Below are 15,808 nucleotides of genomic sequence, written 5' to 3' on the forward strand. Positions count from 1 at the left end.
GCCAGTATGACGATATGTATACACCTTCGGTCCGTATGCTGTTTGAAGACGAATTAGTAAACTCAAAATCCAAAAATAAAACCACCAAACAAGAGAAAACTGAATAACTATGCAAACAGAACAGTTTTATTACGATAATAAAATCGTAAAGAATTTTACCATTGCCACACTCGTATGGGGTATCGTGGGAATGAGTGTTGGCCTGCTTCTGGCCTTTATGTTTTTATTTCCTAACCTTACCGATGGCATTTCCTGGCTTAGTTTTGGCCGGTTAAGACCGCTGCATACTAACGCGGTGATTTTTGCTTTTGTAGGGAACGCTATTTTTGCCGGGGTATATTACTCTACACAAAGATTGCTAAAAGCCAGGATGTGGAGCGACGCACTAAGTAATATAAACTTCTGGGGTTGGCAAGCAATTATCGTTGCAGCTGCTATTACCCTGCCAATGGGTTTTACCAGCTCAAAGGAATATGCCGAACTTGAATGGCCTATTGATATAGCAATTGCGATAGTTTGGGTTGCTTTTGGAGTAAACCTCATTATGACCATGATAAAACGCCGGCAGCGCCATTTATATGTCGCCATCTGGTTTTATCTGGCCACTTTCGTAACAGTTGCGGTTTTGCATATCGTAAACAATCTTGAAATACCTGTTTCTGCATTTAAAAGTTATTCTATTTTCTCAGGAGTTCAGGATGCCTTAGTACAATGGTGGTACGGGCATAATGCGGTGGCATTTTTCCTAACCACTCCTTTCCTGGGGCTTATGTATTATTTTGTACCGAAAGCAGCAAACAGACCTGTTTATTCTTATAGACTTTCGATTGTACACTTTTGGTCCCTGATATTTATTTATATCTGGGCTGGGCCCCACCACCTGCTCTATTCTGCATTACCAGACTGGGCTCAAAACCTTGGGGTAGCATTTTCTGTAATGTTACTATTTCCATCCTGGGGTGGTATGATTAACGGATTATTGACCCTACGTGGAGCCTGGGACAAGGTAAGAACAGACCCTGTGCTTAAATTTATGGTAGTGGCTATTACCGGTTACGGGATGGCTACATTTGAGGGCCCTATGCTTTCCCTTAAAAATGTAAATGCTATTGCCCATTTTAGTGATTGGATTATTGCACACGTGCACGTTGGTGCTTTGGCCTGGAATGGATTCCTAACCTTTGGAATGGTTTATTGGATGGTGCCGCGACTTTTCAAAACCAAATTATACTCCGTTAAACTAGCCAATGCACATTTCTGGATCGGAACACTGGGTATTATTATGTATGCCTTACCAATGTATGTTGCAGGATTCGTTCAGGCTTCTATGTGGAAACAATTCAATCCGGATGGAACCTTAACCTACGGAAACTTCCTGGAAACGGTAAGTTCTATTATCCCGATGTACTGGATGAGGGCCATTGGAGGTAGTTTGTATATCGTTGGTGCTTTCATCTTACTCTATAACATCGTAAAAACCGTAAGACAGGGAAGCAGTGTTGAAGATGAACTTGCCGAAGCTGCACCGCTTCAAAAAGTTACCCGCAAACGCGTAACAGGCGAAGGTTATCACACCTGGTTGGAAAGAAGACCAATTAAATTAACCATTTATGCTACTATTGCTATTCTTATTGGTGGAATAGTACAAATAATACCCTCATTGATGGTAGACGAATATGTCCCTGTTATTTCCAGTGTAAAACCATATACTCCACTCGAGCTTGAAGGCCGCGATATTTACATCAGAGAAGGTTGTGTGGGATGTCACTCCCAGATGATCAGGCCTTTTAGAAGTGAGGTAGAACGCTATGGAGAATATTCCAAATCGGGGGAATATGTTTACGACCATCCCTTCTTATGGGGTAGCAAACGTACCGGCCCCGACTTAATGCGGGTAGGAGGTAAATACTCCGATAACTGGCACTTAAACCACATGTACGATCCCCAGAGCACCTCTTCCGGCTCTATTATGCCGGCCTACAAATGGTTGATCACCGATGAGTTGGATAAGAGCGATACCGAAGATAAAATGAGAGCCCTTAACACCCTCGGGGTACCATATACCGAAGAAGAGATTGCAAACGCACAAGAGTGGATGTTGGAACAAGGAACCGAAATCGAGGAAAACCTGCATTCAGATCCTGACTTCGCACGTACCTATCAAGCCGATAAAAAATATGCCGAGGAAAACAACATTGAATTCGTTGAAATGCGTAATCGGGAAATCGTTGCACTTATTGCCTACCTGCAACGTCTGGGAACCGATATTAAGGTAATAGACGCACAGGAAGTTTCAGCTAAAAACGAGTAATTATGTTAAAATTTATAAAAGGAAATCTTGAAGCTATAGATGGGGTAACAATCTACCCCATCATCTCTCTGCTAATCTTCTTTATCTTTTTTGTTGCCCTTTTCTGGTGGGTTTTCACTGCGAAAAAAGAACATATAAATGAAGTAAGCCAGCTACCCTTAGACCAAAACCAAGAAAATAACGAATTATGAGATCAATTTCGCCATACTTAAGAATTGCAGGATTTGTGATTTTTGCTTTTTTCTTAATTGAATTAACTATAGAAACCGAAACTGACTGGGTATTTGAGCAATATCCATTTGTTTGGGTAGTATTAGGACTTATTCTTGTTATTGCCATCGCAATTGAAGCATCTCTTGCAGCCCTCAAAAAAATGGTGCGTAAAAGCCTTGATGAAAAAGGCCGCGAAAAGCTTTTTAAAATAGAAAAAGCTCAGCGCGAAAAACGTACCGCCTGGTTTAGAAAGATCTATAATAAGATGCTCACCAAGGAGCCCCTGGAAAAAGAAGATGAGATTATCTTAGATCACAACTACGATGGAATTCGTGAGCTGGATAATGATCTTCCCGCATGGTGGAAATATGGGTTCTATATCAGTATTATTTTTGCCTTCATATATTTAGCACGTTATCACGTTTTTGACGGAGCAGATCAAACCGAAGAATACCTCGCTGAAGTTGCAAAGGCAAAAGAACAGGTAGAAGCTTATAAAAAAGAGAATCCGGATTTACTGGATGCCTCCAACGTTGAGTTACTTACCGATGCTGCCGATCTTGAAGCTGGGGAAACAATTTATATGGCAAATTGTATCGCCTGTCACCGTGCCGATGGGGGTGGTGCTATTGGCCCTAACTTAACCGATGAGCACTGGATACTTGGAGGAGGAATAAGCAATATTTTCCATACTGTTTCTGAAGGGGGACGCGATGGAAAAGGAATGGTAGCCTGGAAATCTTCCCTAAGTGCTGAAGAGATCGCGCAGGTTTCTAGCTACGTAATCAGCCTGGAAGGCACCAATCCACCAGATGCCAAAGCACCTGAAGGAGATGTCTGGACAGGAGATGGAGATTCAGAATAACTGGTAGATTTAATTTAAGAACTTAAGAAGTTGGAAAACAACGAAAGCTTTAGAGATACCATAGCCACTGCCGGAGAAAAAGGAGAGAGGAAATGGATCTATCCCAAGAAACCCGAGGGCAGGTTTTACGACTATCGTAAATACGTAAGCTACGTACTCCTCCTCTTTCTTTTTGCCGCTCCTTTTGTAAAAATAAACGGCAATCAGTTCCTGATGTTCAACATCCTGGAACGACGGTTCAATATCTTCGGATTTCCCTTCTGGCCTCAGGACTTTCATATTTTCGTGATCATGATGGTAATTGGGGTTGTTTTCATTATCCTTTTCACGGTTGCCTTCGGAAGGATATTTTGTGGATGGCTTTGTCCACAAACCATTTTTATGGAAATGGTTTTCCGAAGAATTGAATACTGGATAGAAGGTGACCGTGGGAAGCAGATGCGTCTCAATAAACAGGAATGGAATACCGAAAAGATTAGCAAAAAAGCCTTAAAATGGTTCTTATTTGCTATTATTTCCTTTCTTATAGCCAATGTTTTTCTCGCCTATTTAATCAGTAGCGATCGGTTAATACAATACGTTACCGATGGCCCCTTAAACCATAAGAGCACCTTCTTTTCACTTCTTATTTTTACAGGAGTTTTCTATTTTATCTTCGCCTGGTTCAGGGAACAGGTTTGTGTTATAGCCTGTCCTTACGGAAGGCTTCAGGGGGTACTTTTGGATAACAAGTCTATTATAGTTGCCTATGACCATAAACGAGGAGAAAAAGAAAAAGGGCGGGCCAAATTTAAAAAGAACGAAGACCGCGAAGCCAGCGGAAAGGGAGATTGCATAGACTGTTTTCAATGCGTTCAGGTTTGCCCAACGGGAATTGACATTAGAAACGGTACCCAGCTGGAATGTATTAATTGTACTGCTTGTATAGATGCCTGCGATTCTATGATGGAAGCCGTAGATCTCCCCAAAGGTCTTATCCGTTATGCCAGCGAAGAAAATATTGAGAAAAAGGCGAAATTCAGGTTTACCCCTAGGCTTAAAGGCTATACCGTTGTTTTGGGGATTTTAACCGCAGTGCTCATCGGGATGTTGTTTGTTCGTAGCGAGGTAGAAGCGCGTATTTTACGATTACCCGGCCAGCTTTATGAACACAAGGAGAACAACATGATAAGTAATGTCTACACCTATAAATTGGTAAACAAGACTACTGGCGACTTTGATGATATTGAGTTTAAATTAATGTCACATCCGGGCACAATAAAACCGGTACAGGATAATGAAATTGTGGTACTGGGACAGGAACTTAGCGAAGGTACTTTGTTTATAGAGATCAATGCCTCGGCTTTGGAGCATGAAAAAGAAAAAGTAGAAATTGGCATTTATAGTGGAGAGCGTCTCATTGAAACCACCAAAACAATGTTTATGGGGCCACGAAGTTTTAATTAAAAATATACTTATGAAAATTAATTGGGGAACAGGCATAGTGATAGGAATGACACTTTTTATAAGTTTTATACTCTATCTGGTCTTTAATATGCTAACAGATGAAAAATTTGATCACGATCTCGTGACTGAAGAATATTACAAGAAGGAACTTTTATTCCAGCAGGAAATTGATGCGGAAACGCGAGGAAATGCCCTGGCTGAAAATATAAGCGATAGAAGAATCAAAAACGGCTGGCTTATTGAGTTTCCTGAAGACCTTAAGCTTGCTGAAGTTTCAGGAAATTTGAATTTCTACCGGCCTTCCAATGCGAAACTGGATTTTGATATTCCCTTAAACCTGAAAACTAACCGTATTGAAATCTCTGATGAAAATTTGATTCCCGGAAGATGGAATATCTATATTCATTGGGAATATCAAGGAGAGTCTTATTTATACAAAAAAGAAATAGTGTACTAAAATGTTTGTTTCAGCGCTCATATTCGGTCTTTTAGGAAGTTTCCACTGCATAGGGATGTGCGGTCCCATAGCCTTTTTGCTTCCGGTAGATCGGGAAAATTCGCTGCGCAAAATCGGACAGGTAAGTCTTTATCACATCGGGAGAATATTCTCCTATGCTATTATTGGACTATTATTCGGAATTATAGGCAAGAGTTTTAGCCTGTTCGGGCTTCAGCAGCAGTTATCTATTGCTGTTGGAATCTTAATGATCCTGGTGATTTTCTTACCCTATAAAACATTTAATAAAATTAATGGCTCCGGCCCTATTTACAGGTTCATCTCAAAAGTAAAATCTGGTCTTGGACAAAGTCTGAAGAAAAAAACTCCAGACACCTTTTTTACCGCCGGTTTCCTAAACGGATTCCTGCCCTGTGGCCTGGTGTATATGGCTGTTTTTGGTGCCGTTGCTTCTGCCAACGCAATCGAAGGTAGTTTTTATATGGTCCTGTTCGGCCTAGGCACTGTACCAATGATGACGGCGGCGGTTTACCTGGGTAATTTTATAAGTGCCAGGGCCAGGAAAAAAATAACTAAAGCCGTGCCTGTATTTGTTGTGATTATAGGCCTTCTTTTTATTATACGCGGAATGGGATTAGGAATCCCCTATCTCTCTCCCGTTGAAATGACTCCAAAAATAACAGCAGTTCAATCCTGCCATTAAATATAAAATGATGACAATAGCTAATAATCTCGCATTAGTAAACTGGGAAATGGGCACCTACATTATAGGTTTTTTCGCTTTGGTAAGTGCCGCCCTTATTTTTATCGTAATAAAGATGATCTATGGAGATAAAAAAGAATAACTACTTTTTTCTTTAATAAAAAACCACGGATATCCGTGGTTTTCCTGTTTTTTATAAATAACCTGCTTTCTACATCGTCATAGAAAATAGCCTGGTGTCGGGAACATTTCTTTGCAGCCTTAAATCAAAGGCCATACAGATATTGCGAACAAATGGTCTGCCTTTTTCCGGAATGTGTAATCCATTTTCTGAAAATTCCACAAGTCCGTCTCCTTCCATCTCTCTGAGCTTAACCAGGACTTCCGGCAGTTCCTCAAAATAATCTTCAGGAGATTCCCAGCGGGTTTCCAGTCGGCACATCAAATTAAGGATATGTTTTCTAATTTTGAGGTCTTCTTCACTTAGAATATGACCTCTAAAGACAGGAATCTCACCTTTTTCAATCTTTGCCTGGTAAGCTTCTACAGTTTTTTCATTTTGCGCGAAACCATACCAACTATCGCTAATTGCTGAAACTCCAAGGCCAATCATCAAACCCGTATTGGAGGTGGTATACCCCATGAAATTCCGGTGAAGGTTTTTCTCTTCCACCGCTTTATAAAGCGAGTCTGTTTTAAGGGCAAAATGGTCCATCCCTATCTCGACATAACCGGCTTCTTCCAGCATCTGTTTACCGGTTTCATACATTTCGCGTTTAGTTTCCCCATCGGGTAAATCATCTTCATTAAAACCTCGCTGCCCACTTCCTTTAATCCATGGCACATGCGCATAACTGTAAAAAGCAATGCGATCTGGCATTAACTGCTTAGTTTTTTCTATGGTTTCAATTATATGCTCCTTAGTTTGAAAAGGAAGACCAAATATGATATCGTGACCTATAGAATTATAACCTGCTTCCCGGGCTTCCCCGGTAGCCCGTTTTACATTTTCAAATGGCTGGACTCTATGGATGGCGATCTGCACCTTCATATTATAATCCTGAACGCCATAACTTACCCTTCTAAAACCTAATTCGGCAAGTTTAGTAAGGTGTGCTTTGGTCGTATTGTTTGGATGACCTTCAAAACTAAACTCCGGCGCATCGGCCACTTCTGCCTTTCTAAAAATGGTTTTAAGTAAAAATTCCAGGTTTTCAGGAGAGAAAAAAGTGGGTGTTCCTCCGCCAAGATGCACCTCCTTTATAATTGGTTTATATGGAAGCTCCTGAAGGTACAGTTCCCACTCGCGTATTAAAGTTTCAATATACGGCATCTCCACCCCATGCTGTTTGGTAATACGTTTGTTACAACCACAAAAGGTGCAAAGGCTTTCACAAAAAGGTAGGTGAAGATAAAGGCTTATCTCCCGGTTTTCTCTGAAACGTTTAAGCAAGCTATCTTTCCAGGCCTGAACTGAAAACCCGGTACTTTCCCAGTATGGAACAGTTGGATAACTGGTGTAACGTGGCCCCGGAATATTGTATTTTCTGATAAGGTCAGAACTCATTTAGTTTAGTTTAGGATACAAAGTTAAAGTTACACCTAAACCATTTATATGATTTGAATCAGGTAACGGAGTTTCGGGAGTTCTATTCTCCACCGGCTTCTCCAATTAGACTGAAGGCACCTTTTATAAGTACAGTTTCGTTTTGTAAATTTTCGGGATTTTCCAGACTAATTATTCCTTCAAAAGTCTCTCCTGGAGAAACTCTTTGCTTTCTGAAATAAAAGTTTTCTTCGTCTTCATTTTCCAAAACCAAAACGAAGTATTCCCCATCCTGTTCAATTACTGCTTCTTCCGGCAAACCTTGTTTTTTAGTTTCACTGGTTAAAATTTGGGCTTCTACAAACATTCCTACGGTGAATTTTGAAGCAATACTATCAGGAAGGTGTCCATGAACTCTTACCGTTCTTTTCTGCTGGTCAATAGCTTTTCCTACCAGTACAACTTCGGCTTCAAAACTCTCATTTGAAGCCTCCGGGGTATTAAAGATTATCTTTTGACCGGGCTTAACCTTTCTCACGTCTTTTTCGAATATAACCAGTTCAAGATGAATATGTTCAGAATTAATGATTTCCATTATTTGATCTGTTGGAGCAACATAACTTCCTCTACTCACCGAAATATTGCTGGCATTTCCACTAATTGGAGAATAAATATTTACAACCGAACGTATTTTTCCGGCTTCTACTGCCGCAGGATCAATATTTAACATTCGCAGTTTACTTTGCAAACTGTTTAGAGCGCTATAGGCCCTTTTATAATCACTTTCGGCCTTAAGAAAACTTTTTTTAGAAGTTATATTTTCTTCAAGCATAATTTGCTGCCGCTCAAATTCGGCTTTCAGGTAATCCAGTTGCCCGGCCACGTCCATATAATTTTGTTGTAACTGAACATATTCTGTGCTTTCAAGGCTCACTAAAAACTGTCCTTTGGATACCTTATCGCCTTCCAATAACTCAATATTCTTAATATACCCACCCATAATGGCATTAATGCTAGCCCTGTTTTGAGGGGGCACATCTATACGACCATTGGTACGCACTATATCAGGAAAACTTGATTCTCTTATTTTTCCTTTTTCAAGGTTACTATCCTGAAATTGTGCTTTGGATATAATAACCTGGTTTTCTTTTTCATCATCTTGAACCTCAGATTGATCAGTAGTTTCTTTACAGGATGTCAAACTTAGGGTTACAAGCGCTATAAATATATATATGGATTTCATCGGTAAAATATTACAGGTTTAAATAATTTAAAGAAATGATGGTTTGGTTATAGGCATTGAGGTTATCCAGATAAGACAATTGGATATTATAAGCATTTTCAAGACTCATGATGTACTGAAAAAAGTCTATTTCCCCATTTTCATAACTGCCATTGGCGGTTTTAAGGATTTCCCGGGAGAGCTCTTTGCCCTCATTTTCATAATAACTTAGAGCTTCCTGGTATTTTCTAAGTTCTGCCTGGAGTTGATTAAATTTTGTTTCAAGCAGTATTCTGTTATTCCTGGTCTCCTGCTCTGCTCTATCCATAGCAATTTTTGAGGCCTTAATCTTTGAGGCTTGTCCGCTAAATAATAACGGAATTCTAATCCCTACCTGGTATCCATACAAACTGTAATCTATATCAGGAGTTGTTGCTTCAAAATAATTTATACTGAAATCGGGCAAGAGTTGTTGCTTCATCAACCTGTTACGGGCAGTGAAGTATTTTTCACGGCTACTATAAAAATTTAGAAGTTCGTGGTTTTCCACGCCCAAACGCGTCATTTCCAGCTTTCCTAAGCTATCCTTCTCTATGCTGAATTCTTCCTCTGTCTGGACCCTGCTCCATAACATTTCATAGGCCGCTTTAATTTGTTGTTCTACTTGTTGGTATCGGGTTTGTAGTTCTCTTTGTTTTGCCTGGGCTGTTATTTTTTCAAGGTAATTTGTTGCTCCCAATTCAAACCTTCGTTTTGCAGCCTGAGCAAACCTGGTGTATAAACTGTCCAGAACTTTATATATCTTCCTCTTTTCCTCTTCATATTTTAGCTGATAAAAGGCTGAAGCCACTTCTTTTTCCAACTGAAGACTTACCAGTTCATAGGCATCTTCCTGCACTCTTACATTTGCTCTGTTAAATTTTCTGGCTGAAAAATATACTGTGGGAAAAGAAAAGTTCTGCTGAACCCCCATCATCCTGAACGGTTCATCAGTTGGCCCTTCGTCCATTTCATTATAACCATAATAGACCTCGGTTTTATCGAAACTAAATGCCGAATTCACCATTGCTTCTGCTTCAGATCTATTCAGATTGGAAACCTGTAGCCCGGCGTTATTTTCAATAGCTAATTGGCGAACCTCTTCAAAATTCAAATTCTTCTGTTGGCTCAATCCGGGGAGGGAGAACATCAGAAGAATAATTGGTAATTTATATTTACTCTTTTTAAAATGAACATTTTTACTTCCGGTTTTTCTTCCACCAAAAATAGAATATAAAACGGGTAATACCACCAGGGTCAATAATGTTGCTGTTATCAGCCCCCCAACAACCACAGTGGCTAAAGGTCGTTGAACTTCGGCTCCCGCGCCAGATGAAATTGCCATAGGGAGGAAACCAAGAGCTGCTGCAGAAGCTGTTAACAAAACCGCCCGTAAGCGGTCCTTGGCCCCTTTTAGCATTAATTTGTCTGAATGCTCCATGCCATCCTTTTTTAATTCTTTATAATGTTCAATAAGTACAATCCCATTAAGCACAGCAATCCCGAAAAGAGCGATAAAACCAACACCCGCCGAGATACTAAACGGCATATCTCTTATCCATAGCAATAAAACGCCTCCCACAGCAGACAGGGGAATGGCAGAATAAATAATCAAGGCATCCCGTACCGATCCAAAGGCGAAATATAAGAGGAAGAAAATTAGGACCAGTGCCACCGGTACCGCGATTTTCAATCTGTTTTTGGCGCTTTGTAAATTTTCAAACTGCCCCCCGTAGGTAATATTATACCCGGGCGGCAAATCAATATTGGCACTAACCAGCGCTTCCACATCATCCACCACCGATTGAAGATCCCGATTTCTAACATTAATTCCAACTACAATCCTTCGTCGGGTTTCATCTCTGGAAATCTTGGCAGCCCCTTTTTGATAACTTATTTCTGCCAGTTCACTTAATGGAATTTTGTTTCCTTCCGGCGTATCTATATAAAGATTTTCTAGGTTAGAAATATCTTTTCTGTTTTCTTCATTTAATCTTACCACAAGATCAAAACGTTTCTCACCTTCAAATACACTTCCCATTTTCTTCCCGGCGAATCCAGCGCTTACCAGCTCATTAAGATCTGAGATATTAAGTCCATACCGGGCTATTTTTGCACGCTTGTATTTCACACTCATCTGGGGAAGTCCGGCAATTTTTTCAACCGTTATATCTGCTGCGCCTTCAACATCACTTATAAGGCTTTCTATCTCGTGGGCCTTGCGATTAAGAATATCCAAATCTTCCCCAAATATCTTAATCGCTATATCGGCACGTACCCCGGTGATGAGTTCATTAAATCGCATCTCGATAGGTTGGGTAAATTCCACCTCCATTCCGGGAATAATCATTAATGCCTCTTTGAATTTTTCTGCCAGACCATCTTTTGTGTCAGCCGTCACCCACTCATTTTTTGGTTTAAGAGTAATAATAACATCACTTTCTTCCATAGACATGGGATCGGTAGGGACTTCGGCAGCACCAATTCTGGATACAGCTTGTTTCACTTCGGGAAATTCCAACAGGATTTGCTCCATTTTTGTCGTGAGAGCTATTGTCTCACTTAAGGAGGTTCCTGTTTTAAATATCGGTTGGATTACAAAATCTCCTTCATCCAGGGTAGGTACAAACTCGCCACCCATGGTAGTGAAGATGTAAATAGTAATGGCAAGAATTAGCACAGCAAGGCCAAGCACCAGTTTTTTAACTTTAAGTGCATAGGTAATAGTAGGAGAATAAAGTTTGGTAATAAAGCGCATCAGGCGTACGGCAATATTCTTATCAGATAATTTATCGGGTTTTAACACCATGGAAGATATAACCGGAACATAGGTGAAACACAAAATCATGGCACCAACTAAGGCAAAACTGAAAGTCAGGGCCATGGGCCGAAACATTTTTCCTTCAACTCCGCTAAGGGAAAGAATTGGAATAAATACTATTAAAATGATAAGCTGGCCAAAAATTGCGGAGTTCATCATTTTCGAAGCTCCGGTAAAGGTGATTTTATCTTTTGCTTTACTTAATTCAGATTTTGAAAGATTTTCAAGATCCGATCTTTTCTTAGTCATCTGGTAGGCGATAAACTCGACGATAATCACTGCCCCATCGATAATTATTCCGAAGTCGATAGCTCCCAGGCTCATTAAATTGGCGTCTACCCCAAAGATGTACATCAGGGAGAAAGCAAATAATAAAGACAAAGGGATTACCGAAGCCACTACCAGGCCTGAACGCAGGTTCCCCAGTAATAATACCACCACAAAGATCACGATTAGAAATCCGAAAATCAGGTTTTCAGTAATGGTCCAGGTTGTTTTTGCTATAAGTTCACTTCTGTCAAGAAAAGCATTGATATAAACTCCCTCCGGCAAATTTTCTGAAACTTCTGCTACCCTGTCTTTTACCGCTTCAATAACCTGTTTGGAGTTTCCATCTTTAATCATCATTACCTGCCCCAATACTTTCTCTCCTTCGCCGTTTCCTGTTATCGCGCCAAATCGCGTAGCACTACCATAACCAACATCGGCAATATCCCGAATATAAACCGGGTTACCATCTGTGTTTTTGACTACGATATTCTCAATATCTTCCAGAGAATGTACCAGGCCTTCCCCACGGATAAAATATGCCTGATTAAGACGTTCTATATAACCACCCCCGGCTATACTGTTGTTTTTTTCCAGTGCCGAATAGACCTCAGAAGCGGTGATGTTCATCGCCATAAGTTTTTCTGTATCTATGGCTACCTCATACTGTTTAAGCCTACCTCCCCAGCTGTTTACTTCAACTACTCCGGGAATCCCCGATAATTGCCGTTTTACTATCCAGTCCTGAATAGTTCTCAGTTCCATTGCCGTATACTGGTCTTCATAGCCAGGTTTGGTATCCAGAATATATTGATAGATCTCGCCAAGTCCCGTAGTTATGGGGCCCATTTCAGGTTTACCAAAACTCTCAGGAATATTGTCTGAAGCCGATTTGATCTTCTCAGCAAGAAGCTGTCTTGGCAAATAGGTTCCCATATCTTCATCGAAAACAATGGTCACCACCGATAAACCAAATTTTGATACGGAACGAATCTCTTCTACTCCCGGTAAATTAGCCATCTCCAATTCCACGGGATAGGTGATAAACTGCTCCATATCCTGGGTAGAAAGGTTCTGGGAAGTGGTTATAACCTGTACCTGATTGTTCGTGATATCGGGTACCGCTCCTATGGATAACTGGCTTAAGGAATAAAGTCCGTAACCAATTATGAAAGAGGTAAACAAAAGAATAATTAGCTTATTCCGAATACTGAAACTGATAATTTTTGACAGCATATTTATAAATGTAATCTATGAGACAAAACTTAAGAGAAAAAAATAAATAGGGTAGATCACACGTCTCGGGGCGGCTGAAAAATATCGTGTTTACTAAGTATAGAGTGACTTTCTTTATAAATAAAATTTAAGGTATGTGTCTTTTTCGGCGGCAATTTCACTAAAGAGATTTTATACTGCGGAATAAAAAAAACTAAAGCTGAATGTACAGAATTATGGTGATTAAAAGGTAAGTTATCGTGCGTAGGATGGTCATCTTTATTCTCCTGATGTGCTTCTTTTACAGCCCCGTAATGTTTGGAGAAAAATTCGGTAAAACTATCGCCGCAATTTTGGGAATGATATTCTAAATGCTGAAGCATATCCCCCATCCGCACCAGATCTTTTAGCCCGGGATTGAAACCTTGCAATAAAAAGGTCAAACTTAGATATATGACGGTGATTTGCTTCATGACTAGTAAATTTACGAATAATTTTCTGCTTCCATAGTTCTCTTTAGGTTTAAGAATTAAAATATCAGGGATAAGCCTACTTCTTCTTTCCAACTCAAAAACCTAAATTTGGAGCTATGGAAAAATCCCGGTTGCTAAATACGCTTAAAGAATATTTTGGATATGAGAGTTTCAGGCCCCTCCAGGAGAAAATAATTGCTTCTGTTTTTAATGGTCTCGATAACCTGGTAATCATGCCTACGGGAGGAGGAAAATCTATTTGTTTCCAGCTTCCTGCATTATTGTTGCCGGAGATTACCCTGGTAATCTCCCCTTTGATAGCTCTTATGAAAGACCAGGTAGATGGGCTAACGGCAAACGGAATTCCTGCAGCTTTTTTAAACAGCAGCCAGACAGAACATCAGCAGCAGGATATATTTAAAAAGATTGAAGAAAAGGAATTAAAACTACTTTATGTTGCTCCTGAAAGTCTGCAGGTTATAGACCGTTTTCTTTCAGATGGAAAAGTGAGTTTAATCGCAATTGATGAAGCACATTGTATTTCTAGCTGGGGCCACGATTTCAGGCCTGCCTACACCAAACTGGGGTACCTGAAGAAGCGTTTTCCCGAGACTCCCGTTATAGCATTAACCGCAACAGCCGATAAGGCCACCCGCCAGGATATTTGCAATCAGTTGAATATTCCAAATGCCGAAAAACATATTGCCTCTTTTGACCGAAAAAACCTGAGCCTGGAGGTACGACCGGGAAATAAACGATTTGAACAGATCGAAAAATTTATTACTCCCAGAAAAAACGAAAGCGGAATTATTTATTGCTTAAGCCGAAAAACCACCGAAGAGCTTGCTTCTAAGCTTAAGGCAAAAGGCCATTCAGCTGAAGCTTATCACGCCGGGCTTGCACACGATACACGAATACATATTCAGGACGATTTCATTAACGACCAAAGCAAAATTATTTGTGCCACAATTGCGTTTGGAATGGGTATAGATAAATCGAATATCCGGTGGGTAATACATTATAATATGCCTAAAAATATGGAGGGCTATTACCAGGAGATAGGTCGTGCAGGTCGGGATGGCTTAGCTTCAGACACGCTGTTATTTCACAGTTACGCTGATGTGGTACAACTACAGAAATTTGCTTCGGATGCGGGAAACAGCGAGGTGCAGCTCGCGAAACTGGAGCGAATGAAACAATACGCTGAGTCTCTTACCTGCAGACGAAAAATATTGCTGAATTACTTTGGGGAACTTAAACAGGAAGATTGTGGAAATTGTGACATCTGTAGAAATCCCCCGACATTCTTCGACGGGACAATTATTGCTCAAAAAGCTCTTTCCTGCATATATCGACTGAAGGGACAGGAACCCTTAACAAGCGTTATAGATGTGCTTAGAGGCGCACAAAACGAAGCTGTTTTTTCGAAGAATTACCAGGGTTTAAAAACTTTTGGAATTGGTAAAGAAACTTCCTGGCAGCACTGGCAAAACTATCTTATTCAGCTAATTAATCTGGGATATATAGAGATCGCCTTTCACAGGAAAAACCATTTAAAACTTACTAATATAGCTAAAAATGTGCTTTTTAATGGGGAAAAGGTTCAGCTGGCAAAGGTGCCGGACCGCAAAACAATTCTTAAAAACACCAAAGAAGCCTCAACAAGCACAACTAATTCCCTCTTCGAAAAGCTCAGGGAATTACGCTTAAAAATTGCAAGGGAAGAAGGTATCCCCGCCTATCTTATCTTCAATGATGCCAGCCTGAAAGAAATGGAAAAAGAACGCCCGATGACCGATGACGAATTTATTATGATTAACGGCGTTGGGCGCAAAAAAATGCAGGATTATGGTTACCAGTTTATTAAGGAGATAATTGCATTTTCAAAAGAGAAAAGAGCACCAAAGAAACGAAAGAAAGGCAATACCTATAAAGAAACCCTAAGACTTTACCGGGAAGGTCTTTCAGTAGAAGATATCTCGAAAAAACGGGAGCTTGCAATAACCACAATCTATTCGCATTTGGCTAAACTATATACCACCGGAGAGGATATAGATATGAGCCGATTTGTGAATAAAGATGAGCTTGAATCGGTGCGTAAGGCCAAAGAGGAGCTGGGGAGCCCTGACACCTTAAAACCTTATTATGAACATTTTGAAGAAGGTCTGGATTACTGGACAATCAGATGTGCACTGGCCGTTTTGGAGAAAGAGGAAATCAATTAGGAAGG

General features: G+C 40.3%; 13 protein-coding genes. 9 read left to right on the forward strand and 4 right to left on the reverse strand.

Annotation, left to right across the window (positions count from 1 at the left end; translation table 11 throughout):
• The 8 genes from VIM94_RS01485 to VIM94_RS01520 all read left to right on the forward strand — a co-directional run.
• Window positions 1-107 (forward strand): cbb3-type cytochrome oxidase assembly protein (locus tag VIM94_RS01485; RefSeq protein WP_332037554.1); only part of this gene is annotated, 107 nt, incomplete at its 5' end.
• A 2-nt stretch (window positions 108-109) separates the two neighbouring features.
• Window positions 110-2,311, forward strand: a complete 2,202-nt coding sequence (gene ccoN / locus VIM94_RS01490; RefSeq protein WP_332037520.1) for a cytochrome-c oxidase, cbb3-type subunit I — start codon at window positions 110-112, stop codon at window positions 2,309-2,311.
• 2 nt (window positions 2,312-2,313) lie between these two features.
• Window positions 2,314-2,502, forward strand: a complete 189-nt coding sequence (locus VIM94_RS01495; protein ID WP_093410862.1) for a CcoQ/FixQ family Cbb3-type cytochrome c oxidase assembly chaperone — start codon at window positions 2,314-2,316, stop codon at window positions 2,500-2,502.
• Window positions 2,499-3,389, forward strand: a complete 891-nt coding sequence (locus VIM94_RS01500) for a cbb3-type cytochrome c oxidase N-terminal domain-containing protein (RefSeq protein ID WP_332037521.1) — start codon at window positions 2,499-2,501, stop codon at window positions 3,387-3,389. The genes VIM94_RS01495 and VIM94_RS01500 overlap by 4 nt, the downstream gene beginning before the upstream one ends.
• Window positions 3,390-3,419: 30 nt before the next feature.
• Window positions 3,420-4,835, forward strand: coding sequence for a cytochrome c oxidase accessory protein CcoG (gene ccoG, locus VIM94_RS01505; RefSeq protein WP_332037522.1), 1,416 nt, complete (start codon window positions 3,420-3,422; stop codon window positions 4,833-4,835).
• A gap of 10 nt (window positions 4,836-4,845) precedes the next feature.
• Window positions 4,846-5,292: a FixH family protein gene (locus VIM94_RS01510; RefSeq protein WP_332037523.1), complete on the forward strand. Its 447-nt coding sequence runs from the start codon at window positions 4,846-4,848 to the stop codon at window positions 5,290-5,292.
• Window position 5,293: 1 nt separating this feature from the next.
• Window positions 5,294-5,995, forward strand: coding sequence for a sulfite exporter TauE/SafE family protein (locus VIM94_RS01515; RefSeq protein ID WP_332037524.1), 702 nt, complete (start codon window positions 5,294-5,296; stop codon window positions 5,993-5,995).
• 7 nt (window positions 5,996-6,002) lie between these two features.
• On the forward strand, window positions 6,003-6,137 hold the full coding sequence (locus VIM94_RS01520; protein ID WP_332037525.1) for a hypothetical protein: 135 nt from the start codon (window positions 6,003-6,005) through the stop codon (window positions 6,135-6,137).
• 69 nt (window positions 6,138-6,206) lie between these two features.
• Here VIM94_RS01520 and hemN read toward each other — a convergent pair whose 3' ends face one another.
• The 4 genes from hemN to VIM94_RS01540 form a co-directional block, all read right to left on the reverse strand.
• Window positions 6,207-7,562, reverse strand: a complete 1,356-nt coding sequence (gene hemN / locus VIM94_RS01525) for an oxygen-independent coproporphyrinogen III oxidase (protein ID WP_332037526.1) — start codon at window positions 7,560-7,562, stop codon at window positions 6,207-6,209.
• 82 nt (window positions 7,563-7,644) lie between these two features.
• Window positions 7,645-8,784, reverse strand: a complete 1,140-nt coding sequence (locus VIM94_RS01530) for an efflux RND transporter periplasmic adaptor subunit (RefSeq protein WP_332037527.1) — start codon at window positions 8,782-8,784, stop codon at window positions 7,645-7,647.
• Window positions 8,785-8,794: 10 nt separating this feature from the next.
• Window positions 8,795-13,126, reverse strand: a complete 4,332-nt coding sequence (locus tag VIM94_RS01535) for a CusA/CzcA family heavy metal efflux RND transporter (protein WP_332037528.1) — start codon at window positions 13,124-13,126, stop codon at window positions 8,795-8,797.
• Window positions 13,127-13,182: 56 nt separating this feature from the next.
• Entirely contained in the window at window positions 13,183-13,578 is a 396-nt protein-coding gene (locus VIM94_RS01540) for a hypothetical protein (protein ID WP_332037529.1), read from the reverse strand.
• 116 nt (window positions 13,579-13,694) lie between these two features.
• Here VIM94_RS01540 and recQ point away from each other — a divergent pair, with 116 nt between their 5' ends.
• Window positions 13,695-15,803, forward strand: a complete 2,109-nt coding sequence (recQ, locus tag VIM94_RS01545) for a DNA helicase RecQ (RefSeq protein ID WP_332037530.1) — start codon at window positions 13,695-13,697, stop codon at window positions 15,801-15,803.
• The last annotated feature ends 5 nt before the right edge of the window (window positions 15,804-15,808 follow it).

It is taken from the genome of Salegentibacter sp. (genome assembly GCF_036568425.1).
GTDB lineage: Bacteria > Bacteroidota > Bacteroidia > Flavobacteriales > Flavobacteriaceae > Salegentibacter.